This is a genomic window from Sagittula sp. MA-2 (assembly GCF_030126985.1).
In the GTDB taxonomy this organism is placed as follows: Bacteria; Pseudomonadota; Alphaproteobacteria; order Rhodobacterales; family Rhodobacteraceae; genus Sagittula.
The window spans coordinates 3,451,656-3,474,402 of record NZ_CP126145.1; the positions used below are offsets into that span (position 1 = coordinate 3,451,656).

Here is a 22,747-nt window from a genome sequence, read left to right on the forward strand (position 1 = left end):
CCGATGGCAGTCATGCCGAACCGATGGTCATGCCGCCGCAGACGTACAGGACCTGCCCCGTCACGAAGCCCGCCCCCTCCGAGCAGAAGAAGCCGACGGCCTCTGCCACGTCCTCCGGGGTGCCGGTGCGCTTGACGGGTACGGTTTCGATGATCTTCTCGGTGCGCGGATCGCCCGGCGGGTTGACCTTGTTGAACAGCTCGGTGGCGATGGGGCCCGGTCCGACCGCGTTCACGGTGATGCCGTGGCGGCCCAGTTCCAGCGCCCATGTCTTTGTCATGCCGTGCAGCCCGGCCTTGGTCGCCGCATAGGCGGTGCGCAGTTCCTTGCCCAGGGCCACCCGGCTCGAGATGTTGACCACGCGGCCCAGCCCCGCCGCCTTCATCGACGGCAGGACCGCCTGCAGGCAGACCAGCGGCGCGCGCAGGTTGACGGCGGACACCTGGTCGATGGAGGCCGGATCGGTCTCCTCGACGCTGGCCGGCATCACGATGCCCGCGTTGTTCACCAGCCGCGTCACGCGCCGCCCTTCGCAGAAACGGGTCAGCGCGTCGCGCGTCGCCTCCACGTCCGAAAGGTCCAGTTCGATGAACGCGTCGGCATGGCCATGCTGCGGCGCGATCCGGTCGACCACCGCAACCGACAGTCCGTCCGCCTTCAGCCTTTCGGCAATCGCCGCGCCGATTCCGCGCGCCCCGCCTGTCACGATGGCATGATCCGTCATGGTGTCAGTCTCCGAACGGCATTGCCTTGTCGACCGTCTCCCAGATGAAGCGGCCGGACGGTTTCTGTTGTTCTTCGGCGATATGCGCCACCAGACCCGCCGCGCGGGAGATGACGGCAAAGCCGCGCATGAGCTCGACCGGGATGTCCATGTCGCCCAGCAGGGCCGCCGTGGCGCCCGTCGCGTTGATCGTGATATGCCGCCCGAACTCCGCATCGACGGCCGCCGACAGCGCCAGCAGCGCGTCGATGTACCGGGTCGAGGCACTCTCGGCCTTGCCGATCTCGATCAGCTTCAGCGCGCGCGGATCGTCGGGCCGGTGCAGGTGGTGGCCGAAGCCCGGCAGATGCGCCTTGCGGGTACGATGCTCGCGCACGATCTCTGCCGCGCGGGCCGCCTGCGCCTCGGTGTCGAGGTCCACGAGCTCTGCCAGAAGGCGGGCGTTGTTCTCGATCGTACCGACGAACTGGCTGCCCACGGCCAGAAGACCCGCGGCCACGGCCCCCTGCAGGTTCTCCGGCGCCGACATGTAGATCGACCGCGTGGCGATGGCGCTCGGCGTCAGGCCGTGCTCCATCATCACGATCAGGATGGCGTGCATCACCCGCTGCTGCGCGGGCGTCACCTCGCGCCCGAGGATGTGGCTCATCATCACCGAGACGAAGTCCGCCTCACCCGACAACAGGTCGTCGACGAGATTGCGGTCGCGGTAGAAGATCTCTGTGTCCGTGTAACGGCACAAGGACGTGGTCGGCGCCTGCGTGGGCATGGTCATCCCTCCTTCACTGCAACCGCCATCTCGGCGAGATGTTGTTCGGCGAGTTGCGATTTCTGTAGTTTTCCGATGGCGTTGCGCGGCAGATCCGCCATGAAGCGCACCGACTTCGGCGTCTTCACCGGCCCCAGCCGCTTCCGGACGAAGGCGATGATCTCCTTCCCGGACACCCGCGCCCCGTCGCGCACCTGAACCGCGGCATGCACGGCCTCGCCCCACTTGTCGTCGGGCACGCCGAAGACGGCGCAATCGACGATGTCGGGGTGTTCGCCCATCACCGTCTCGACGTCGGCGGGATAGACGTTGAACCCGCCGGTGATGATCATCTCCTTGGCGCGGCCGCGGATGTAGACGTAGCCGTCCGCGTCCTTCATCCCGAGGTCGCCGGTGTGCAGCCAGCCGTCCTTCAGCGCCTTCTCGGTCGCCTCGGGCTGGTCCCAGTAACCGGTCATCAGAAGGTCGCCGCGAATGACGATCTCCCCGGTCTCGCCGGTGGGCAGGATCTGCCCGTCAGGGCCCATCATCTCGACCCGCGACAGCAGCGTCTCGCGCCCGACGGATGTGCGTTTCTCCGGATCGGCCAGTTCCCGGGCCGAGATCATCGTGGCGATCTGCGGCGCTTCGGTCTGGCCGTAGGTCGACGCGAGGCACGGGCCAAAGATCTCCTGCGCACGGCCGATGGCCTCGGGCCGCATCGGACCCGCGCCGTAGATCAGATTCTTCAGATGCGCGTAATCCGCATCGCGCACGTTCGGCTGCTCCATCAGCATGTAGAGCACGGTGGGCGGCACGAAGGTCGTGGTGATCCGCTCCGCCTGCAGGAAATGCAGCGTCTGTTCCGGGCGCGGGCGATCCAGCAGCACCAGTGTGCCGCCGGTCGCCAGCGTCGGCAGGATGTAGGTCGAGGTGCCATGCGTGATCGGCGCCGCGGCAAGGTAACGCTGCCCCTCGCCCAGTGACCATGCGGCAATCTGGATGGCGATGTTGGTGTTCCACGCCCGGTAGGGCTGCATGACGCCCTTGGGGCGCCCGGTGGTCCCGCCGGTGAACTTGATGGCCTGCGTCGCCGACAGCGGCAGGTTGCCCGCCTTCGGCGCCTGCCCGGCATGGGTCCGGCACAGCGCCGCCGTCGTGTCGGTCTTGTCCGACCGCGCGTCCGCCATCACGAACCGCGCCTGCGCGCCGGACAGTTTCTGCGCCGTCTCCGGCTGCACGATGACGATGCTCGCCTGGGTGAACTCCACCGACCTCAGCAATTCCTCCTGCGCGTTCATCGGCTGGAGCGGAACCCAGACCTTGCCCGCCGCCAGAACCGCAAGCCACGCCACGAGGTGCTCGACCGTGTTGTAGCAGCAGATGCCGACCCGCGAGCCGAACTCCGGATCGATGGCCTGCAACCCCGCCGCCAGGGCCTGCACCCGGTCGTGCAGGTCGCTGTAGGTGACGACCTCGCCGCCGCATTCGACTGCGACATGATCCGGCCAAAGGCGCGCCGCGCGGTCGAAGAAATGGATGGGATACATGGATCTTCCCTCAGGTCTTGAAGCCGGCGCGCTCCAGCGCGTCCGTCATTATGGAAACGACTTCCTTGCGCCGCTGCCCGCCCAGCCGCGTCTTCAGCGCAGAGACGGACACCCCGGCCAGCAAGGTGTCGGACGCGTCGAAGACTGCGACGGCAATCGCGCTGACGCCCGCAATGATCATCGAGTTGTTCACGAGATAACGGTGGCTCTGCCAGTGGGCGACCATGCGGCGCACCTCTGCCGTGGTCAGCTCGCCGTAGCGGCCATAGACCTCCCGGTGCGACGCGATCAGCCTGTCCCGCCGGTCCTGCGGCATGGCGGCCAGGATCGCCGCGCTGCCCGCCCCCACGCCCAAGGGACGCCGGGACCCCACGTGCAAAGTGTTGGCCGAGATCGGGTAGGAGCCGGTCGCGGTGTCGATGCAGATCGCCTCGTCGCCGAAGGGCACGGTCAGATAGACCGTGTCGCCGGACACCGCCGCGACTTCCTCCACCACGGGGCGCAGGTTCATCCGCAGGCTGTCGAACTGGCGCGGCGAACCGGGCGCCCCGGCCAGATCGAACAGCCCGATGCCCAGTGTGTAGATCTTCGAATACGGGTCGAAACTCAGGAGCCCGCCATCCACCAGCCCCTGAAGCAGCCGCCGCGCGGTGGCCGTCGTCAGGTCGGCCTTGCGCGCGATCGTCGACAGGTTGACCCCGGTCGCATTGCGCTCCGCGACGATCGGCAAAAGCCGGATGGCCTTCGCAAGCGACGTCTCGGATCCCCGACTGGTTTCGTTCTCGTCCTGCACGTTTCCTCCCCTGCGTGCCCGGTGACTTCGGGCACGTGTCAGGGGGAGTCATGCTTGCCGGCATGTCGCGATGCAAACTTTTTATGTCGAAATGCAATCTTTTCTTATCGATATACGATAAACTTTTCACTTACATACTGTTATAAATATACTTTTTATGAGGAAATTTTCGACCCCGTTTTATCGCAGTTTCCCAAGGATTGCGCGGAACCGTTGGCTTGCAGCAAGGCATAGCGCGGACCAGTCGCAGCCTCGTATCCCACCGAAATCGAAACAGGCCTGCGCCCCGGCCACGACCGGACCAGCAAGTTCACGATTGCCCAGCTGGTCGAGAAGGGCGAGAGGCGGACCGCATGGGAGTTCCTAGATTACCTTCTGGAGGCCGTTCCTTACCGCATCCACACGATCCTGACCGAGCGAGCCATCGAGGCGCCTTCGGTCCGAGCCCGATGGCGAGCGGCATCCAGTTCGCCGAACAGCCGCGCAACCGGAACACCGCCTTTTCTCGGCAAATGCGCTTCGACATGATCTGCGAAGCCAATGGGATCGAATACCGGCTGACAAAACCCAATCATCCATGGACCAAAGGCGAGGTCGAGCGGATGAACCGGTCGATCAAAGACGCCACCGTCAAACGCTTCCACCACGGCAGCCACGATCAGCTTCGCAGCCACCTCGCCGACTTCTTGAATGCCTACAACTTCGCTCGTCGGCTCAAAACGCTCAGCGGGCTCACGCCCTACGAATACATCTGCAAACTCAGGACTTCGGAACCGAACAGAATCATAGTCGATCCGATCCACCAGACGCCGGGACGGAACGACTAGGCCGGTCGGCGCGTGGTACTTTGGCAGCGGGAGCGGCTGAGGCGGCGTCTGTGCGACCCCCTCACGCTTGCCTGATTGGGCCTGACAGCTCCGACTGCCGCCCGCCCGGTTCGGAACCCCATCCGCTCAGTTGACGTTTTGTTGGAGGAGGTGGCTACATGACAGGATTGCGTTCGAGGTTTCTGACCAAGCCCATTCACGCCTGGGCGAAGGGGGTTCTGCCGGCCTTGTCCCAGACCGAAAGCGAGGCGCTCAACGCCGGGGAAGTCTGGTGGGAGGCCGAACTCTTCTCGGGCAATCCGGACTGGTCCAAGCTCCTCGCCGTCAAAGCGCCGACGCTCAGCGCGGAGGAACAGGCCTTCCTCGACGGACCCTGCCGTGACCTCTGCCGCATGATCAGCGACTGGAAAATCAACCACGCTGACGCCGACCTGCCGCCCGAGGTCTGGACCTTCCTGCGCGAGCAGGGGTTCTTCGGCATGATCATCCCCAAGGCGCACGGCGGGCTCGGGTTCTCGGCCTTCGCGCATTCCGAGATCATCCGCTTCATCTCCACCCGCTCGGTTGCCACGGCTGTCACCGTCATGGTGCCCAATTCGCTCGGGCCCGGCGAATTGATCCACCAGTTCGGCACCGACGCGCAAAAGGAGCACTGGCTGCCGCGCCTCGCCGACGGGCGCGAACTTCCGGCCTTCGGACTGACCAGTGCCGAAGCGGGCTCCGACGCCTCGGCGATGGTGGACGAAGGGGTCATCTGCAAGGGTGAGTGGCACGGCGAAGAGGTGCTCGGCATCCGGCTCAACTGGGCCAAGCGCTACATCACGCTGGCGCCGGTCTGCACCGTGCTGGGCCTTGCCTTCAAGCTGCGCGACCCCGACGGGCTGCTGGGAGAGACCAAGGACATTGGCATCACCTGCGCCCTCGTCCCCACCGATCTCGAGGGGGTGGAGACCGGACGTCGGCACCTGCCCTCTTCCACCATGTTCATGAACGGGCCGACCACCGGCAAGGACGTCTTCATCCCGCTGGAGAACATCATCGGCGGGCCGGACTATGCCGGGCGCGGCTGGATGATGCTGATGTCCGCGCTCGCCGCCGGCCGTGGCATCTCGCTGCCCTCGATGGGATGTGCCGCCATCGCGCTTTCGGCCCATACGACCGGCGCCTATGCCCGCATCCGCCAACAGTTCAACCTGCCGATCGGCAAGTTCGGCGGCATCCAGAAACCGATGGCAGAGCTTGCCGCGGATTCCTACGCCATGGACGGTGCCCGCCGCCTCACCTGCGCCGGGCTCGACGAGGGGCGCGCGCTCTCTGTGATCTCGGCGATCATGAAGGCCCATGCCACCTACCGGATGCGAGATGCGCTGAACCACGCGATGGACGTGCATTCCGGCAAGGCGGTGATCGACGGGCCGTCGAACTACCTGCTGCCGCTTTACCGCGCCGTTCCCATCGGCATCACCGTGGAGGGGGCGAACATCGTCACCCGCTCGCTGATCATCTTCGGGCAGGGCTCGATCCGGGCGCATCCGCATATGCTCGACAACATGATGGCATTGCAGGAGCCCGACCCCGAGAAATCGCTGGAGGCCTTCGACAAGAGCTTCTGGGCCCATGTGGGCCACACCACCCGGACGCTGTTCCGGGCGTGGGGCCGGGCGCTGACCGGCGGGCGCTTTGCCCCTGCCCCCGACGCGGGCCCCGCCGCCCCGATCTACCGCGAGCTGTCGCGCTGGTCGGCGGCCTATGCGCTGACGGCGGATTTCGCCTTCCTCACGCTGGGCGGCGCGCTCAAGCGCAAGGAGATGATCTCGGGCCGGATGGGCGACATCCTGTCGGAGATGTACATCCTCTCCGCCGCGCTGAAACGCTGGGAGGACGAGGGCCGTCAGGAGGCCGACCTGCCCGCGCTGCGCTATGCCGCCGCCGAAGGGTTCAAGCGTATCCAGATCGCGCTGGACGAGGTGATCGCCAACCTGCCCGCCCGCTGGGCCGCTTGGGTGCTGCGGGTCTTCACATGGCCCAGATCGCCGCGCCGGGGGGCCGACGACCAGCTGACCGAAGCGGTGAGCGCGCTGATCTACGAGCCCTCCGAAGCGCGCGACCGGATCACCGGCCGCGTCTTCGAGGGCTGCGACCGCGACGGCGTGCAGGTGCTGAACCAGTGCTACGCCAAGGTGGTCGAGATGGCCCCGGTGATGAAGCGGCTTCGCGATGCACGCAAGACGCCGCAGGAAGCGCTCGAGGCAGGCATCCTCAGCGAGGCCGAACTGGCCGAGATCGCCGCCATGCAGGCGCTGGTGGACGAGGTGGTGGCCGTCGACGACTTCACCCCCGAGGCGCTGTCCGACCTCTTTCCGAACCGCGATGCGACCCGCGACACCAACCGGGGCAACACCCCGCGCGAGGCCGCGGAATGAGCCCCCATGCCAGCCAACGCGTGTTCCTCGTCGACGGCGCGCGCACGCCCTTCCTCAAGGCCCGCAGCGGCCCCGGCCCCTTCACGCCCGTCGATCTGGCGGTGCAATGTGGCCGCCCGCTGCTGGCGCGCCAGCCCTTCGACCGCACCGCCTTCGATCTGGTGATCCTCGGCTGCGTGAACGTCATCGCCGACGAGATGAACCCCGCGCGCGTCGCCGCCCTGCGGCTGGGTCTGGGCGAGCAGACGGTGGCCTTCACCGTGCAAATCAACTGCGGCTCGGGGATGCAGAGCATCGACACCGCCTACCGCTACATCCGCGACGGCTCTCACCAGATGATCCTCGCGGGCGGAGCCGAGGCGCTCAGCCATTCGCCGCTGGTGCTGCGCCAGTCCGCCGTCGAGTGGTTCGGCAGGATGAGCACCGCCAAGGGTCCGCTCGATCAGGCCAAGGCGATGGCGGGTATCCGGCCCGAGTTCTTCAAGCCCGTCATCGGGCTGGAACGCGGCCTGACCGATCCGATCACCGAACTGAACATGGGGCAGACCGCCGAGGTGCTGGCGCACCGCTTCGGCATCACCCGCGAAACCGCCGACACCTATGCCATGCAAAGCCACCACCGTCTCGCCGCCGCCCAGACCGAAGGGCGGCTGGCCGACGAGGTGATGCCCGCCATCGACCGCGACGGCACCGTCTACGACCACGATGACGGCGTGCGGCCGGACAGCGACATGGCCGGGCTCGCCAAGCTGAACCCGGTCTTCGAAAAACCCTACGGCAAGGTGACGGCGGGCAATTCGAGCCAGATCACCGATGGCGCGAGCTGGTGCATCCTCGCCTCCGAGCGGGCGGTGGAGGCCCACGGCCTGACCCCGCTGGCCGAGATCAAGGACAGCGAATGGGCCGGGCTCGACCCCGCGATCATGGGGCTTGGTCCGGTGCTGTCCACCGCCCCAATCACGCAACGCCACGGGCTGGGGGTCGAGGATATCGACCTTTGGGAATTGAACGAGGCCTTTGCCGCGCAGGTGCTGTCCTGTCTCGCCGCTTGGGCGGACGATGACTTCTGCCGCGAGGTACTGGGTTATGACGCCGCCTTCGGACGGATCGACCGCGACAGCCTGAACGTCGACGGCGGGGCGATCTCGCTTGGCCACCCGGTGGGCACCAGCGGCAACCGCATCGTGCTGCATCTGGCCAACGCCATGAAGGCGCGCGGCGCCCGGCGCGGCATCGCCACCGAATGCATCGGCGGCGGGCTGGGCGGCGCCATGCTGCTGGAGGCCGTGCAATGACCGGACATGTGCTTGAATTCCTGGGCGAAACGAAGCTGGAGCTTGGCGGCGCCACCCGCCGCGAGGGCAACTGGCGCGCGGGTCGCGACGGCGACGGCATCCTCTGGCTGGCGCTCGACAAGGCCGACAGCGGCACGAACACCATCTCCGAAGAGGTCATCCGCGAGCTGGAGGGCCACGTCGCCGCCGCCGAGGCGGACCTGCCCAAGGCACTGGTGATCCGGTCTGCCAAACCCGGAGGCTTTGCCGCCGGGGCCGATATCGCCGGCTTCGACGCCCTGTCCGACGGCGGCGCGGAGGAGATGCTGAAGCAGGGCCACGCCGTGCTCGACCGGATCGAGGCGCTGAATTGTCCGACGATCTGCGTTGTCCACGGCGCGGCCCTGGGCGCGGGCTTCGAACTGGCGCTGGCCTGCGACACCCGCATCGCCACGCCGGGCGCCTCCTTCGGCTTTCCCGAGGTGCTGCTTGGCCTGCATCCGGGTCTCGGGGGCACCGTCCGCCTGCCCGCCCTGATCGACCCGACCAAGGCGATGACGCTGATGCTGACCGGCAAGACGGCGCATACGAAGAAGGCGAAGTCGCTCGGCATCGCCGATGCGGTGGTTGAGGAACGCCATGTCGCCGCCGCCGTGCTGGCCGCTGCGCAGGGCGAGATCACCCCGCCCGCGCCGGGGCTGAAGGCGCGGGCCTTCGGCTTCGATCAGGCGCGCAGCCTCGCCGCGCGGCAGATGCGCAGCCAGACCGAGAAGAAAGCGCCCAAGGCGCATTACCCCGCCCCGCACGCGCTCATCGACCTGTGGGAAGAGCATGGCGACGACCCGGCCGAGATGCAGAAGGCCGAGATCGCCTCCTTCGCGCGGCTTCTCGACAACGAGACCTCGAAGAACCTGCGCCGCGTGTTCTTCTTGCGCCAGGGCTTGAAGGACGCGGGCCGCGGCGACGATGGCATCGCGCATGTCCATGTGATCGGGGCCGGTGCCATGGGCGCCGAGATCGCCGCGATGGCCGCGATCAAGGGCAAGCGGGTGACGCTGGGCGATGTCGAGACCGCGCCGTTGGGCAAGGCCCTGAAGCTGGCGGCCAAGATCTGCGACGACAAGCATCTGAGCCGCATCGAGACCCGCGACGCGCTCGACCGGCTGATGCCCGACCCGAAGGGCTACGGCCTCGCCAGCGCCGATCTCGTGATCGAAGCCGCGCCGGAAGACCTCGACGTGAAAAAGAAGGTCTACGACAGCCTGACGCTCAAACCCGGCGCGATCCTCGCCAGCAACACCTCAAGCCTGTCGGTCGATACGCTTGCGGCGCAGGTGGCCGACAAGGCGCGCTTTGCCGGGCTGCATTTCTTCAACCCGGTCTCGAAGGTCGATCTGGTCGAAGTGGTCCGCAGCAGCGCCACCGAGGACGACACCGTCCGCCGCCTTGCGGCCTTCTGCGTCTCCATCGGCAAGCTGCCCGCCCGCGTGGCCGACTATCCGGGCTTCGTCGTCAACCGCGCGCTCACGCCCTACCTGATGGAGGCGATGGTGCTGATGGACGAGGGCGTTCCGAAAGAAGTGATCGACAGTGCCGCGCTGCGCTTCGGCATGCCGATGGGGCCGGTGACGCTGGCCGATCAGGTCGGTCTCGACATCGGATTGCACGTGGCCGTGTCCCTGCGCGACAGCCTCGACAAGCCGATGGCCGAGATCTCCGACAGCCTGCGCGCCAAGGTGGCAGCCGGGGAGTTGGGCAAGAAGACCGGTCAGGGCTTCTACGACTGGTCCGAGGGCACGCCCCACCCCGATGCCAACCTCGACGACGCCCCCGACGACCTGACCGACCGCCTGATCCTGCCCATGCTCGACGCCTGCGTCGAAGTCCTGCGCAAGGGGGTGGCCGAAAGCGCCGACCAAGTGGACGGTGCGATGATCTTCGCGACCGGCTTCGCGCCCTTCCGCGGCGGGCCAATGCACTATGCGAAGACCCGGGGTCACGACGAGATCGTCGCCCGGCTGAAAGAGCTGGAAAAGGCGCATGGCCCACGCTTCGCCCCGGATGAAGGCTGGTCCACCCTTGGCTGAGGGTGGGCCGCGCTTCACCGACGCCGATGCGATGGCCCGCGCCATCTTCGACAGGGTCGGCGGTGAAGTGCGGCTGGCCCTGCCGCTGGGCCTCGGCAAGCCGGTCACGCTGGTCAACGCCCTGACGCGCGCCGCCGTGGACGATCCGGGGCTGAGGCTGTCTATCTTCACCGCGCTCACCCTGCGCCGCCCAAACCCCGGCTCGGACATGGAGCGCCGCTTTCTCGAGCCGGCGATGGACAGGCTCTTCGGGCGCTACCCCGCGCTGCTCTATGCCGAGCTGATCGGGGGGGACGGCTTGCCGGACAACATCGAGGTCTCGGAGTTCTTCTTTCAGGCCGGCACATGGCTTGGAAACGACTACGCACAGCGCCACTACATCTCGGCCAATTACACCCACGCCCGCGACGTGCTGATCGCGCAGCGGCCCAACGTGCTGGCGCAACTGCTCGCACGGGAGGGCGACCGCTTCAGCCTGTCGTGCAATACCGACATCTCCGCCGACCTCTTCGAATTGCGCCGCAAGGGCGAGATGGACTTCATCGCCGTGGGCGAGGTCAACGAGGCGCTGCCCTTCATGCAAGGGCCCGCCGAGCTGACGCCGGAGGCGGTGCAGATGCTGCTTGAGCCCGTCGAGCCCTTCGAGCTCTTCTCGGTGCCGCGTCGCCCGGTTTCCGACAGTCAGCACGCCATCGGCCTGCATGTCTCGCGGCTGGTGCCCGACGGCGGCACCCTTCAGATCGGGATCGGCGCCATCGGCGATGCGGTCGCCAACGCGCTGCTCGCCCGGGATCGCGGCGCGCTTGGCCCGCTGTGGGACGCGGCCCCCATGCCGCTGACCGGCGCGGAAACCAAGCCTTTCGACACCGGGCTTTATGGCGTCACCGAGATGCTGGTCGGCGGGATGCTGACGCTATTCGAGCAGGGCGTCATCCGCCGCGAGGTGGACGGCGCCGCCATCCACGCCGGGTTCTTCGTCGATGCGCGCGACATGTACGAGCGCCTGCGCGCGATGCCGACCGGGCAGCGTGCGAAGATCGCGATGATGCCGGTCAGCTTCACCAATGCGCTCTACGGCGACGAGGCGGCCAAGCGCGCCGCGAGGTGCCATGCGCGCTTCGTCAACGGCTGCATGCAGGTCAGCCTTCTGGGGGACGCGATGTCCGACGCGGCAAAGCCCGGGCAGGTGGTCAGCGGCGTGGGCGGACAGTTCAACTTCTTCGAGCAGGCCTTCGCGCTTGAGGACGGTCACGCCATCCTGACCCTGCCCGCCACCCGCCACAGCAAGGGCAAGGTCACTTCCAACCTCGTCTGGCAGCTTCCCGTCACGACCGTGCCCCGCCACATGCGCGACATCGTGGTCACGGAATATGGCGCGGCACACCTGCGCGGCCAGACCGATGAAGAGGTGATCAAGCGGCTGCTCGCGATCGCCGACAGCCGGTTTCAGGACGGCCTGCTGGAAGAGGCCAAGACCGCAGGCAAGATCGACGCGGGATACGAGATTCCGGCAGCGCAGCGACACAACACGCCCGAGGCGATTGCCCGCTGGCTCGGCGCCTTTCGCGAGACGGTTCTACCCGACTTCCCACTCGGCACCGATTTCAACACGGTCGAGAAGCAGCTTCTCCCGGCGCTGTCGGCGCTCGGCAAGGCCGCAGGAAACACCCGCACGCTCCTCGGGCTTGTTTGGGCCTCGGTGACCCAGCCCCCGCATCCTGCCGAAGGCGAGGCGATGGAGCGTATGGGCTTCGAGCCCACCCCCCGGCTCACCGAGCCGCTTCAGGCACGGGCCTTGCGCGGTGCGTTGCGGACAAGCCACCGGCGTGCGGTATGACCGGGCTTCATCGGCAGGGAGATCCGCGACGTAGGGCGGTCCCGAGCGCTGGACTGGAGTGGGAGGTTCATGGTCCAGACCAACCCTGCATGGGGCCGCTCGTGATCGTCACAGAACTGCGCCACACATGGACAAGGGACCCATTAAGTCTGCAATTGACACCATCGCCTAACAACAGATCCAACCCGCGCTAAACGCGCATCTCGGCAAGTCGCATGATCAGCCTGAAGAGAATGCCGGCGGGCCAGCCAGATTTCATTCGCGTCGGCACAGTATCTGCAAGCTCGGGATGGCCAGGCGGGCGCGAAATCGCCTTTGTTCGCAACGCCTTCAATCTTGTGACCCGGAAGGTCTGACGATACCGTCCGGCTATCTGGTCAAGCAATTGTCTGGGGAGTTCCCGATGAAGTTGCCTGAAATGCCCTTCTCCGTGACGGACTGGTCAAAAGTCGATCCTGTCGACTATCCGGGCGAGACCGGCATCGCGACCTGGCGGACGTTTGAAGCAGGCGACCTGCGGGTCCGCATGGTCGAATACTCGCCCGGATACCTGGCTGACCACTGGTGTGATCGCGGCCACGTTTTTCTGGTTCTGGAGGGCTCCCTCGTCTCAGAACTGAAGGACGGCCGCCGCACCACCATGACCGCCGGGATGAGCTATCAGGTTTCCGATTTCGGAGACTCCCCGCACCGATCATCATCGGAAACAGGCGCGAAGCTTTTCATCGTCGACTGAGGGCCGAGACCTCTACCGCCCGGCCTCGGGCTTGATATTCGTTTCCAGATAGTCCCTCGACCAGAGTTCCAGATCATCAAGGATCGGCTTGAGCGCCAGGCCGTGCGCACTCAGCGAGTATTCGACCTTGGGCGGCACCTCGGGATAGATCTTGCGGTCGATGATCCTGAAGGCCTCAAGGTCACGCAACTGCTTGGTCAGCATGCGCTGCGTGATGTCGGGCATGGCACGATGCAGTTCTCCGAACCGCATGGTGCGTCGGGACAGGCACCAAAGGATCATCCCCTTCCACTTTCCGCCGATGATGCCCAAGGCGGTTTCCGTCGGGCAGAACAACTGTTCCTTGTTGAAGGGGGCCGGCATCGCATGTTCCTTACTTACATTTTAGATAGTATAGGCCAAAATTGTGCATTCTTGCGGCTTTTGCATGTGCCCGCCAGTTTGTCGAGGTCTGCAACAGAAGGCCACGCACATGACAACCCACCCAAACCTTCATCCCGCGCTTCGCCCCGGCGCGCTCCAGCATCTGCAACTCGCGAACCGCTATGTCGTCGCGCCCATGTCCCGCGCCAGCGCCACCGATGATGGCATCCCGACCGAAGCGATGGCACGCTACTACGCCGGTTTCGCGACGGGCGGCTTCGGTCTCATCATCGCCGAGGGTGCCTATACCGACCTTTGCCATGCGCAGGCCTACGGCAATCAGCCCGGTCTCTGCAACGACGCGCAGGAAGCGGGCTGGCAGGGGGTCACCGACGCCGTGCATCGCGCCGGGGGCCGGATCATACTCCAGCTGATCCATGCCGGGGCCGTGTCCCAGGCGGTTGACGTGCCGCATGCACCTTCGGCCGTGCGCCCCACGGGCAAGATGCTCGACGGCTACGGCCCGAACCGCGGCCCTTACGGCACGCCCAGAGCGCTGAGTGGACAGGACATCCGCGACATCAAGGCCGGGTTTGTACAGGCGGCCGTGCGCGCGCAGTCGGCCGGGTTCGACGGGGTCGAGGTGCATTGCGCGAACGGCTACCTGCTTGACCAGTTCCTGACGCCAGAGACCAACCTGCGGGACGCGCCCTATGGCGGTTCGGTCGAGAATCGGATCCGCCTGACAGCCGAGATCATCACCGATATTCGCGCGGCGACTGGCGGGCATTTCCTGACCGGGGTCCGCCTGTCGCAGGCCAAGGCGACCCAGCCGGACTATTTCTGGCATGGCGGTCTGGCGGATGCGGCGCTGATCTTCGCAGCCGTCGCAGAGGCGGGCGCGGGATTCATCCATCTCGCGAGCGAGGTAAAGGGGTATGCCTATCACAGCAGTACCCCCGACGGAGACAACCTCTGCCACTTTGCCCGGGCAATCACCGGCTTGCCGGTCATCGCCAACGGCGGGTTGCAGGACCCGGACCTGGCCCGCGATGTGCTGAACAAGGGTGAGGCCGACTTTGTGGCCATCGGCAAGGCGGCGATGAACAATCCCGACCTTCCCGACAGGATTGCGAGGGGCCGTCCGGTGGAGACTTTTACCTACGACCTGTTCTCCCACGGCGTATCCATCGAAGGTCAGGCAAAATGGCAGGCCGAACGCAGCGGCATCATGGCTGTCGGGGCTTGAGTTCTTGCAGGGGCGCAGGCGTTGAGTCTGCGCCCGCGTCAGCCGCCACCAGAAACGGCGTACAGGTACGCCTCCAGAGCCATCGTGACGCGCTCCAGAAGTCCTTCTTCTGGCAGGACACCTTCGCCGGCAGCGTTCACCAGCGACCGACCGATGATAACGGCGGTCAGAAGATCGTTCGAGTTGAGTTGCCCGAAGCGACGGGCCAACAACCCAGAAGAGATCGAAGCGATTTCTCTTGCCATGTCGTCGGCTTCTTCCCCCAGAGGGAAGGAGACCTCGATATGTTCCAGCGCGGAGGCCAGTTTCGGCCGCGCGAACTGGTGACGGACGGAGGCGGCCACCATCTGCTTCAAGGCCTCTTCTCCGTTATCCTGGATCGCGCGCAGCTCAGCCAGGAGGGCCTGCCGTTCGCGGCGGATGAGCGCGACAAGGATCGCCTGTTTGTCGGGAAAGTACTGATAGAGCGTCCCGATGCTGACCCCGGCGCGTTCAGCGATCCGGTTGGTGTTCAGCGCGTCAGGATCCTGCGTTTCCAGAATGCGAGCCGCAGCTTCGACAATCGCGGCGCAGGTTTCGACCGCGCGGCGTTGCTTCGGTAATTTTCTGGGCTGTGGCGCGGCGACAGACATGCGGTTCCGATGCGAGTAGAGAAACTGAGCAATTGCTTGGATACTGCCGGTGCTTGCCTACTTTTTGCAACCTGAAAGGCCGGATCAATGACCGAAACCAAGTCCCGCTATAAACCCCTGACCCTTTTCCTGCTGGTGCGCGCGCTGCCTTCCTGGCTGGCGCTGCCCAGACCGCGACGCCGGGAGATTGCCATCGGTGCCGTCCCGGGCGGGGACATAAAGTTGCGCCAGTTCGACTGCGAAGCCTTCTCCGCCATGTGTTCCGATATCTGGATGCTGACCGCGGACTCCGCTGGCGCAATGAACACGGCGATGGAACGGCTGCGCGACACGCCGCTGTTCGCTCAGCCCTATTTCGAGTTCGTCGCGATCCTTCCCGCAATCGAAGACGGGTGGAAGGCGTTTGAAGCCGCGGAGGTTGACCATGCCTGACCTACATCCCATCGTCGTGACCGGAGCCAGCCGGGGGAACGGGCTGGAAATGGTGCGGCTTCTGACAGCGGGGGGACAGCCGGTCATAGGCATGGCTCGCGATGAGCCCGGTCTTTGGGAACCCCTTGGTCCCTTTCATCCGCTGCGACCTGTCAGAGCGGGCCGCTGTCACAACGCTCGCGCAGGATCTGGCGCAACTGCGCCCTAAGGGCTGATCATGGAGAAAAAGGCCGCCCCGTCCCTCTTCGGCTCCACCCGTGGGTCGCTGCTGTCCGTGGTCAACACCGACATGCTGATCGTCTGGGGCGCGCCCACCTCGGGCTGCGTGCAGGCGGGGCTCTACGTGCTGGTCCCGGCGGACTGCTGTGCCGACCGGGCGCAGGCACCCCATGACGCCAAGCTCCACGAGAAGTAAGCCAACGTCACCGATGCCGACGATGTTGCAAGATGGTTGGAGACGCTCTGACCTGTTGCAACCTGTATACTGAACGCTCTCCAGATCAGCGTCCGTTTTTCCGGCGTTTTTCTTTTCCAGAAGAAATATCAGTTTTACACCAATAAAAGACTCGCCACACCTGTATCTACCTGTTTACACTGTGAGTAACAGGAGGGAACATGTCCCAGCCAGACTACAAGACGCCCGAGTCGAAATCCGAACGCATCGCCCGCCTCATCGAGGCGGAGATCCGGTCCGGTCAGCTTCAGGACGGCTCGGCCCTCTCGAGCGAGAGCAGCCTCGTCAACCGCTTCGCTGTCTCTCGGACAACGGTGCGCAAGAGCCTCGGCATCCTCGCGGACAAGGGCCTGATCCAGACCAAGGTCGGCATCGGATCCTTTGTCACCTATGCGGGAAACGTGATCGACAGCGGTCCGGGCTGGTCGCTGGCTCTCTCTTCCGTCGGATTGCGGATGGGAACCCGCATCCTCAAGATTGCCCGGGTCGAGATGGACCTCGACTGCCCCGTCCGCCTCGAAGGGCCGATGCTGGCCGTCGACCGGTTGCGGTTCCGCGAAGAGACGGGTCGTGGCCTTTCGCTGGAACGGGCGCGGGTGCCTTGGCGCGATGATTTCGCGGCCTTGATCGAATGCGGACTGGATGGCGGCTCGCTGAGCCAGACCCTCGCCGCGCGCGGGCTCTTCCCGGCGTCGGGCGAGGAATGGGCCAATGTCCTGCCGCTGCTCGGAGCCGAGGATGCCGCTATCATGGGGCGCGAGCCCGGCACCGCGATGCTGCGCCTGCGCCGTCTCACGCGGGATGCGACCGATCATCCCGTCGAATTCGTCGAAAGCTTCCTCGACCCGGAGCTTTTCGGCCTCCACATGACTTTTTGAACAGGACTTCAGATGTCGGACATCGCATTGACCCGGGCGCAGGGCTGCCTGCTGGGACTGGCCGCAGGCGACGCACTGGGAATGCCCGCGCAAACCTTGCCGCGCGAGACCATCGTGCAGCGCTACGGGCGTATCACCGGATTCGTGCCGCCTTTCGAAGGGCACCCCGTCTCGCATGGGCTGGCTGCTGGACAGATCACCGACGACACGGAGCAGACCCTGCTTCTGGCGCAGCGACTGTTGCGCGATCCCGATGGGTTCGATGCGGCAGGATGGGCGCAGGACCTGCTGGACTGGGAGGCGGACGTCCGCGCCAAGGGGCTGGCGGACCTGCTTGGCCCTTCTTCGAAGGCCGCTATTGCCGCGCTGCTAAACGGCACGCATCCGGAGGAGACCGGCCTCAACGGAACCACCAACGGCGCGGCGATGCGCATTGCCCCCGTGGGCCTGTCCACCCCGCCCGAGGTCCCGCCTCTGGTCGCCCGCGTCGTGCAGACCTGCCGCGTGACGCACAACACCGGAGAAGCCATCGCGGCCGCCTCCGCCGTGGCCATGATGATCAGCTGCGGCATCGCGGGCATGACCTTTGCGGACGCCCTGCCCCGTGCGGTCGACGCCGCGCGCGCCGGGCAACTGGCGGGTCACCCCAAGGGTGAACCGGACATGGCAGGGCGTATCCTGCGGGCCTTCGAACTTGCTCGGACCGGCGAGGACGCACTGGTCGCGGGGATCGGCACCTCGGTTGCCAGCCGGGAAAGCGTGGCCTGCGCCTTCGGCTTGCTGAGCATGGGCCTGCCGCTGCACGAAACGCTCTGCATGGCGGCCAATATCGGCGACGACACCGACACCATCGGCGCGATCACCGGGGCCATGGGGGGCGCGCTCGGGCTGACCCTGCCCGCGGACGTCATCGCGCAACTGCGCGCCGCCAACGCGGCGGACCTCGACGGGCTGGCCGAGCCGCTGCTGGCCCTGCGCCGGGTCGCCGCCTGATGGGGACGCTGATGCAGATGACTGGCCCGGTGGTCGACCTCGTGTATGCCGTCTCTGCCCTGCCGCAGCGTGGGCAGGAGGCGCATTGCACCGGCTTTGCCATGCTACCCGGCGGCGGGTTCAACGCCATGGCGGCGGCACGGGCGGCGGGTCAGCGCGTCGTTCTCGCGGGATCGCTCGGGACCGGGCCGATGGCCGACCGCGTGGCAGCGGAACTGGCGCGCCTCGAGATCGGAACGGCCTGCGCCCGCATCGCACAGGACCAGGGCTGCTGCACCGTGCTGCTGGAGCCGGACGGCGAGCGGACCTTCATTAGCTTTCCCGGAGCGGAAGGCACGATCCGCGCCGATGACCTCAGCGCAATCGACCTCGACGGCGTCTCGCACGCGCTGATGTCGGGCTATTCCCTGCATTACCCAAAGGCGGCGGGGGCGCTGGTCGACTGGATTGCCGCACTGCCCGCAGCGGTCACGCTGGCCTTCGATCCCTCTCCCGTGGTGCACCTTCTCGACACGTCGCTGCTAAGCCGTGCCATGGCCCGTGCCGACTGGATCAGTGCCAATGCCTCCGAGGCGGCCGTGCTGACCGGGCGCGGCGATGCGCAACAGGCGGCCCGCGATCTTGCGCAGGGGCGGCAGGGCGCGCTGGTGCGCATGGGCTCCGAAGGGTGCCTGCTGGCAACGGGCGGCACGGTTCAGGCCATCCCTCCGCATCGCGTCACGACAGTCGATACCAACGGCGCGGGGGACACTCATATCGGCAGCTTTCTCGCGGAACTGAGCCATCACGGCGATCCGCTGCGCGCCGCCCGCTACGCCAATGTCGCCGCCGCCCTGTCGACACTCGAACGCGGCCCTGCAACACCCCCCGACCGCAGCGCGGTCGAGGCCATCCTCAACGACGAAAAGGCCGATCAACGGCCGACCCTCAACCTGGAGACCTGAAAATGAAGACCCTCTTTCTGACCACAGCCCTGGCGATGACCGCTTCGGCCGCGCTTGCCGACGAGATCCGCGTCCTGAACTGGCAGGGCTACGGCACCGACCTGAAATGGGCGGTGGACGCCTTCGCCGAGGCAACTGGCCACACCGTCGTGCACGAGTACTTCAACTCCGAGCAGGAGATGCTGACCAAGCTGCGCACCAATCCCGGCGCCTATGACGTGGTGATGATCAACGCGGCCTTCACGCCGCAGGCGATCTCCGAAGGGCTGATAGCGCCCATCGACACCGCGGCCATCGAGAATTTCTCAGACATCCCCGAAGCTTTCGCCGCCGACCCCAAGCTGAACGCCGACGGTCAGACCTACGGCGTGCCGTGGACCTGGGGCCTCACCTCCTTCGCGATCAACACGCAAGCCTGGGACGAGACCCCGACTTCGATCCTCGCGCTTTGGGACGAGGCCCATGCCGGCCGCGTCTCGATCCGCGACGATGCCGTCGAGGCGCTGCAACTGGGGGCGCTCGCCACCGGGCAGGATATCAACGACATCAAGGACATCGACGCGGCCGCCGCCAAGGTCGCGGAACTGCTGCCCAACCTGCGCACCTTCTGGAGCAGCGAGAATGACTGGAACCAGTTCATGGCCGCGGGCGAACTGGATGCCGCGACCTACTGGTCCGGCTCGGCCAGCCGTTCGGCCTCGCTGGGGCTGCCGGTGCAGTTCGTGATCCCGCAGGAAGGGGCGGTGGGCTGGCTCGACGGCCTGTCGATCCCGGAAACCTCCACCCACAAGGACGCCGCGCTGCAGTTCATCGACTACATGATCGACCCGGAATTCTACGTGAAGTGGGATGCCGAGGGGGCTCCGGCGTCGGCCAATGCCGCGGCCGCCGAAGCGCTGCCCGACGACGCCTTCAACAAGGCGGTCCTGGGCGATCCGGAGGTTGCCGCCCGTGTCCACTTCCAGGCGCCGATCGACGATGCCACCCGCGAGAAATATCTCGAGGTCTGGCAGGGTCTGAAGGCCGCCCAGTAAGTCTGTCGGCAGACATATCTGTTCCATTCAATGTCCGGGGGCCGCGTCCGTGCGGCCCCTTCCAAGGAGCTCCCCATGGCCGACACCCTCGCGCCGGAGGACCGGCGGCGACTGTTCACGCTGCTCACCCCTGCCTATCTCTGGCTGACCCTTGCTGTCTTCCTGCCGCTTTCGGCCATGCTGTTCTTCAGCTTTCTCACCGACCTGCCGCAGGACGCCCCGGACTGGGGCTTCACCCTCGGGAACTACCTGAAGTTCGGTGAGAGCGGCGTCTATGCCTCCCTGTTGTGGAAGTCCCTGAAGCTCGGGTTCACCGTCACCTTCTTCTGCATCCTCATCGGCTATCCCTGCGCGCTGGTGCTGGCCCGCACGATCAAGGGCCGCGCCCGCGAAACGCTGTTCCTGCTGGTGATCCTCCCCTTCTGGTCGAACTCGCTGGTGCGGATCTTCTCCTGGGCCATCGTGCTGCGCGGCAATGGCGTGCTGGAGCGCACCATCGAAGCCATCCTGCCGTGGGACATCCGGCTCGACCTGATGTTCACCCCGAGCGCGGTGGTGATCGGGCTGGTCCACAGCTACCTGCCCTACGTGATCCTGACGTCCTACCTGGCGCTGCAGGCGATTGACGATGACATCGTCGATGCCGCGCGGTCCATGGGGGCCAGCTCGCTGACCATCCTGCGCCGCCTGCTGCTGCCGCTGTCGCTTCCGGGACTGCTGGCCGGTGCGGTTCTGGTCTTTGTCCCGGTCGTCGGGTCCTTCATGGAACCGCGCATCCTGGGCGGTCGCTATGGAACCTACTACGGCACTGTCATCGAGGACCAGTTTGTCGCCGTCTACAACTGGCCGCTCGGCGCCGCGCTCAGCTTCGTGCTGCTGGCCGTGGTGCTGGTGATCCTCGGTCTGGCCAGCCCGATCATGAGAAAGGCAAAGACATGAGACGTCCGATCCTTCCGCTTCTGGGCCGCGTCTGGCTCGTCCTGATCCTCGTCTTCCTCTACGCGCCGATCCTCGTGATGGCGGCCATGAGCTTCAACGCCTCGCCCTTCTACCAGCTGCCGTTCGAATTCTCGACCCGCTGGTACACGGACATGGCCAACAACCCGCAGATCATCGCGGCCAGCCTGCGCTCCGTCGCCATCGCCTTTGCCACCATGGCAATCGCCACGGCACTGGGCACCGCGGCCGCTGTTGCGCTGTTCCGCTACGAGTTCCCCGGCAAGCGCATCCTGCAACTCCTGCTGTTCCCGCCGATCGCCATTCCGTGGCTGATCACGGGCACCGCCATGCTGGTGTTCTTCTTCGCAGTGGGCATCGGGCGCGGCACGCCCGCCGTGCTGATCGGGCATGTCGCCCTGGCGCTGCCCTACGTCATCGTCACCGTCACCGCGCGGCTGGCCTCCTTCGACGTCACGCTGGAAGAAGCGGCGCGCTCCATGGGGGCCGACGCCTGGACCGTGCTGCGCCGCGTCACCCTGCCATGGATCGCGCCGGGCATCGTGGCGGGGGCGCTCTTTGCCTTCGCGGTCAGCTTCGACCAGTTCGTGGTCAGCTACTTCCTTGCCGAACCCGGCGACAGCACCCTGCCCGTGCTGATCTACACCGCGATCCGCAAGGGTTTCACCCCGGAAATCAACGCCATCTCGACGATCATCATCACCGTGTCGATGGGGATCATGTTCCTGGCCACCCGCAAATCCAGCTTCGGAGGAAGCCGCTGATGTCATCCGTGGAAATCCGCAATGTCACCAAGACCTTCGGCAAGGCCCGTGCGCTGGACGACGTGTCGATCACCTTCGAAAACGGCGGGTTCTTCGCCCTGCTGGGTCCCAGCGGTTCGGGCAAGACGACGCTGCTGCGCACCATCGCCGGGTTCTCCTTCCCCGACAGCGGCAGCATCCGTATCGGTGAGCGCAACGTCGAGCGTGTCCCGGTCGAGAAACGCGACATCGGCATGATGTTCCAGAGCTATGCGCTGTTTCCGAACATGACGGTGGCGGACAACGTGGGCTTCGGCCTGCGGGTGCGCCGCGTCGACACTGCGGAGGAGAAACGCCGCATCGCCGAGGTGCTGGACCTCGTTCAGCTTGGCGACAAGAGCGGGCGCATGCCGCACCAGCTCTCGGGGGGCCAACGCCAGCGCGTGGCCCTCGCCCGCGCCATCGTGACCAATCCCAAGGTGCTGCTCCTCGACGAACCGCTTTCGGCACTGGACAAGACCCTGCGCGCCGACATGCAGATCGAGCTGAAGCGCATCCAGCGCGAGATCGGCATCACCACGATCTTCGTCACACACGACCAGGAAGAGGCGCTCACCCTGTCGGACCGTATCGGCATCCTGCGCGACGGGCAGATCGTGCAGGCCGGTGCCCCGCGCGAGGTCTACGATCGCCCCAACAGCGCCTTCGCCGCCAACTTCCTCGGCGAGGCAAACTGGCTGCCGGAGGCCGTCTTCGACCGGGTGACGCTGCCGGGGCCGACGCCGGGTCACCATTTCGCGGTGCGTCCCGAGGCGTTGCGCCTGAGCGTTGAACGCCCCGCGTCCGGCAATGCCCTGCCGGCCAAGCTCGACCAGCGCGTCTTTGCCGGGGCCATGGCGACCTGTCTCGTCACCGTCGAGGGTCAGCCGTGGAAGCTGATTGCCCGGGATCGCGACCTGCCCGACCTTCCGGGCGATGCACAGGTCTGGGTTTCCTGGGACATCGCGGATACCATGGCAGTCCCGCAGGAGGCCGCATAACTCCCCCCAAATCACAGGCCCGCGCTTTG

General features: G+C 66.2%; 21 protein-coding genes and 1 pseudogene. 16 read left to right on the top strand and 6 right to left on the bottom strand.

Features of this window, described 5'->3' with window-relative positions:
- Positions 1 to 10: 10 nt before the first annotated feature.
- From QNI11_RS16850 to QNI11_RS16865, 4 genes are read right to left on the bottom strand one after another with little or no spacing between them, the layout of a single operon-like run.
- Complete coding sequence (locus QNI11_RS16850; protein ID WP_283981012.1) at positions 11 to 724, bottom strand: SDR family NAD(P)-dependent oxidoreductase; 714 nt, start codon at positions 722 to 724, stop codon at positions 11 to 13.
- 4 nt (positions 725 to 728) lie between these two features.
- Positions 729 to 1,493, bottom strand: coding sequence for a citryl-CoA lyase (locus tag QNI11_RS16855; protein WP_283981013.1), 765 nt, complete (start codon positions 1,491 to 1,493; stop codon positions 729 to 731).
- A gap of 2 nt (positions 1,494 to 1,495) precedes the next feature.
- Positions 1,496 to 3,022, bottom strand: a complete 1,527-nt coding sequence (locus QNI11_RS16860) for a class I adenylate-forming enzyme family protein (RefSeq protein ID WP_283981014.1) — start codon at positions 3,020 to 3,022, stop codon at positions 1,496 to 1,498.
- Between the two features lie 10 nt (positions 3,023 to 3,032).
- Positions 3,033 to 3,815: an IclR family transcriptional regulator gene (locus QNI11_RS16865; RefSeq protein WP_283981015.1), complete on the bottom strand. Its 783-nt coding sequence runs from the start codon at positions 3,813 to 3,815 to the stop codon at positions 3,033 to 3,035.
- A 294-nt stretch (positions 3,816 to 4,109) separates the two neighbouring features.
- On the opposite strand from QNI11_RS16865, the pseudogene QNI11_RS16870 reads away from it, so the two are divergent.
- The 6 genes and pseudogenes from QNI11_RS16870 to QNI11_RS16895 all read left to right on the top strand — a co-directional run.
- Positions 4,110 to 4,642, top strand: a pseudogene (locus tag QNI11_RS16870) (integrase core domain-containing protein); the annotation flags it as partial.
- 158 nt (positions 4,643 to 4,800) lie between these two features.
- Positions 4,801 to 7,065 (top strand): acyl-CoA dehydrogenase, encoded by a 2,265-nt coding sequence (locus QNI11_RS16875; protein ID WP_283981016.1) that lies wholly within the window; start codon positions 4,801 to 4,803, stop codon positions 7,063 to 7,065.
- Positions 7,062 to 8,360 (top strand): acetyl-CoA C-acetyltransferase, encoded by a 1,299-nt coding sequence (locus QNI11_RS16880; RefSeq protein WP_283981017.1) that lies wholly within the window; start codon positions 7,062 to 7,064, stop codon positions 8,358 to 8,360. The genes QNI11_RS16875 and QNI11_RS16880 overlap by 4 nt, the downstream gene beginning before the upstream one ends.
- Positions 8,357 to 10,426, top strand: a complete 2,070-nt coding sequence (locus tag QNI11_RS16885) for a 3-hydroxyacyl-CoA dehydrogenase NAD-binding domain-containing protein (protein WP_283981018.1) — start codon at positions 8,357 to 8,359, stop codon at positions 10,424 to 10,426. The genes QNI11_RS16880 and QNI11_RS16885 overlap by 4 nt, the downstream gene beginning before the upstream one ends.
- Complete coding sequence (locus tag QNI11_RS16890; RefSeq protein WP_283981020.1) at positions 10,380 to 12,263, top strand: acetyl-CoA hydrolase/transferase C-terminal domain-containing protein; 1,884 nt, start codon at positions 10,380 to 10,382, stop codon at positions 12,261 to 12,263. The genes QNI11_RS16885 and QNI11_RS16890 overlap by 47 nt, the downstream gene beginning before the upstream one ends.
- Positions 12,264 to 12,666: 403 nt before the next feature.
- Positions 12,667 to 12,999, top strand: a complete 333-nt coding sequence (locus QNI11_RS16895; protein WP_100929481.1) for a DHCW motif cupin fold protein — start codon at positions 12,667 to 12,669, stop codon at positions 12,997 to 12,999.
- 12 nt (positions 13,000 to 13,011) lie between these two features.
- Here the strand turns inward: QNI11_RS16895 and QNI11_RS16900 are convergent, their stop codons facing one another.
- Positions 13,012 to 13,362, bottom strand: a complete 351-nt coding sequence (locus tag QNI11_RS16900) for a helix-turn-helix domain-containing protein (protein ID WP_283981021.1) — start codon at positions 13,360 to 13,362, stop codon at positions 13,012 to 13,014.
- Positions 13,363 to 13,471: 109 nt separating this feature from the next.
- Here QNI11_RS16900 and QNI11_RS16905 point away from each other — a divergent pair, with 109 nt between their 5' ends.
- Positions 13,472 to 14,611: an NADH:flavin oxidoreductase gene (locus tag QNI11_RS16905; protein ID WP_283981023.1), complete on the top strand. Its 1,140-nt coding sequence runs from the start codon at positions 13,472 to 13,474 to the stop codon at positions 14,609 to 14,611.
- Positions 14,612 to 14,649: 38 nt separating this feature from the next.
- Here QNI11_RS16905 and QNI11_RS16910 read toward each other — a convergent pair whose 3' ends face one another.
- A complete protein-coding gene (locus tag QNI11_RS16910) occupies positions 14,650 to 15,243 on the bottom strand; it encodes a TetR/AcrR family transcriptional regulator (RefSeq protein WP_283981024.1) in 594 nt (197 codons plus the stop codon).
- Between the two features lie 87 nt (positions 15,244 to 15,330).
- On the opposite strand from QNI11_RS16910, the gene QNI11_RS16915 reads away from it, so the two are divergent.
- The 9 genes from QNI11_RS16915 (at position 15,331) to QNI11_RS16955 (ending at position 22,718) form a co-directional block, all read left to right on the top strand.
- Positions 15,331 to 15,675, top strand: a complete 345-nt coding sequence (locus QNI11_RS16915; RefSeq protein WP_283981025.1) for a darcynin family protein — start codon at positions 15,331 to 15,333, stop codon at positions 15,673 to 15,675.
- A gap of 217 nt (positions 15,676 to 15,892) precedes the next feature.
- A complete protein-coding gene (locus QNI11_RS16920) occupies positions 15,893 to 16,090 on the top strand; it encodes a hypothetical protein (protein WP_283981026.1) in 198 nt (65 codons plus the stop codon).
- Between the two features lie 200 nt (positions 16,091 to 16,290).
- Positions 16,291 to 17,007, top strand: coding sequence for a GntR family transcriptional regulator (locus tag QNI11_RS16925; protein ID WP_283981027.1), 717 nt, complete (start codon positions 16,291 to 16,293; stop codon positions 17,005 to 17,007).
- 12 nt (positions 17,008 to 17,019) lie between these two features.
- The gene (locus tag QNI11_RS16930; protein ID WP_283981028.1) at positions 17,020 to 18,000 is read left to right on the top strand and encodes an ADP-ribosylglycohydrolase family protein; all 981 of its coding nucleotides are present in this window, start codon (positions 17,020 to 17,022) and stop codon (positions 17,998 to 18,000) included.
- An 11-nt stretch (positions 18,001 to 18,011) separates the two neighbouring features.
- On the top strand, positions 18,012 to 18,944 hold the full coding sequence (locus tag QNI11_RS16935) for a PfkB family carbohydrate kinase (protein ID WP_283981029.1): 933 nt from the start codon (positions 18,012 to 18,014) through the stop codon (positions 18,942 to 18,944).
- A 2-nt stretch (positions 18,945 to 18,946) separates the two neighbouring features.
- Positions 18,947 to 19,978 carry a PotD/PotF family extracellular solute-binding protein gene (locus QNI11_RS16940; RefSeq protein ID WP_283981030.1) on the top strand — a complete coding sequence of 344 codons (1,032 nt, stop codon included), beginning with the start codon at positions 18,947 to 18,949 and terminating at the stop codon, positions 19,976 to 19,978.
- Positions 19,979 to 20,053: 75 nt separating this feature from the next.
- Positions 20,054 to 20,917 (top strand): ABC transporter permease, encoded by an 864-nt coding sequence (locus tag QNI11_RS16945; protein WP_283981031.1) that lies wholly within the window; start codon positions 20,054 to 20,056, stop codon positions 20,915 to 20,917.
- A complete protein-coding gene (locus QNI11_RS16950) occupies positions 20,914 to 21,699 on the top strand; it encodes an ABC transporter permease (RefSeq protein ID WP_283981032.1) in 786 nt (261 codons plus the stop codon). The genes QNI11_RS16945 and QNI11_RS16950 overlap by 4 nt, the downstream gene beginning before the upstream one ends.
- Complete coding sequence (locus tag QNI11_RS16955; RefSeq protein ID WP_283981033.1) at positions 21,699 to 22,718, top strand: ABC transporter ATP-binding protein; 1,020 nt, start codon at positions 21,699 to 21,701, stop codon at positions 22,716 to 22,718. Before QNI11_RS16950 ends, QNI11_RS16955 begins: the two co-directional genes overlap by 1 nt.
- Positions 22,719 to 22,747 lie beyond the last annotated feature (29 nt).

Excerpts from the sequence above, each read along its gene's own strand:
- QNI11_RS16850 (WP_283981012.1), bottom strand. The coding sequence starts at position 724 with ATGACGGATCATGCCATCGTGACAGGCGGGGCGCGCGGAATCGGCGCG.
- QNI11_RS16855 (WP_283981013.1), bottom strand. The coding sequence starts at position 1,493 with ATGCCCACGCAGGCGCCGACCACGTCCTTGTGCCGTTACACGGACACA.
- QNI11_RS16860 (WP_283981014.1), bottom strand. The coding sequence starts at position 3,022 with ATGTATCCCATCCATTTCTTCGACCGCGCGGCGCGCCTTTGGCCGGAT.
- QNI11_RS16875 (WP_283981016.1), top strand. The coding sequence starts at position 4,801 with ATGACAGGATTGCGTTCGAGGTTTCTGACCAAGCCCATTCACGCCTGG.
- QNI11_RS16880 (WP_283981017.1), top strand. The coding sequence starts at position 7,062 with ATGAGCCCCCATGCCAGCCAACGCGTGTTCCTCGTCGACGGCGCGCGC.
- QNI11_RS16885 (WP_283981018.1), top strand. The coding sequence starts at position 8,357 with ATGACCGGACATGTGCTTGAATTCCTGGGCGAAACGAAGCTGGAGCTT.
- QNI11_RS16890 (WP_283981020.1), top strand. The coding sequence starts at position 10,380 with ATGGCCCACGCTTCGCCCCGGATGAAGGCTGGTCCACCCTTGGCTGAG.
- QNI11_RS16895 (WP_100929481.1), top strand. The coding sequence starts at position 12,667 with ATGAAGTTGCCTGAAATGCCCTTCTCCGTGACGGACTGGTCAAAAGTC.
- QNI11_RS16900 (WP_283981021.1), bottom strand. The coding sequence starts at position 13,362 with ATGCCGGCCCCCTTCAACAAGGAACAGTTGTTCTGCCCGACGGAAACC.
- QNI11_RS16905 (WP_283981023.1), top strand. The coding sequence starts at position 13,472 with ATGACAACCCACCCAAACCTTCATCCCGCGCTTCGCCCCGGCGCGCTC.
- QNI11_RS16910 (WP_283981024.1), bottom strand. The coding sequence starts at position 15,243 with ATGTCTGTCGCCGCGCCACAGCCCAGAAAATTACCGAAGCAACGCCGC.
- QNI11_RS16915 (WP_283981025.1), top strand. The coding sequence starts at position 15,331 with ATGACCGAAACCAAGTCCCGCTATAAACCCCTGACCCTTTTCCTGCTG.
- QNI11_RS16920 (WP_283981026.1), top strand. The coding sequence starts at position 15,893 with ATGGAGAAAAAGGCCGCCCCGTCCCTCTTCGGCTCCACCCGTGGGTCG.
- QNI11_RS16925 (WP_283981027.1), top strand. The coding sequence starts at position 16,291 with ATGTCCCAGCCAGACTACAAGACGCCCGAGTCGAAATCCGAACGCATC.
- QNI11_RS16930 (WP_283981028.1), top strand. The coding sequence starts at position 17,020 with ATGTCGGACATCGCATTGACCCGGGCGCAGGGCTGCCTGCTGGGACTG.
- QNI11_RS16935 (WP_283981029.1), top strand. The coding sequence starts at position 18,012 with ATGCAGATGACTGGCCCGGTGGTCGACCTCGTGTATGCCGTCTCTGCC.
- QNI11_RS16940 (WP_283981030.1), top strand. The coding sequence starts at position 18,947 with ATGAAGACCCTCTTTCTGACCACAGCCCTGGCGATGACCGCTTCGGCC.
- QNI11_RS16945 (WP_283981031.1), top strand. The coding sequence starts at position 20,054 with ATGGCCGACACCCTCGCGCCGGAGGACCGGCGGCGACTGTTCACGCTG.
- QNI11_RS16950 (WP_283981032.1), top strand. The coding sequence starts at position 20,914 with ATGAGACGTCCGATCCTTCCGCTTCTGGGCCGCGTCTGGCTCGTCCTG.
- QNI11_RS16955 (WP_283981033.1), top strand. The coding sequence starts at position 21,699 with ATGTCATCCGTGGAAATCCGCAATGTCACCAAGACCTTCGGCAAGGCC.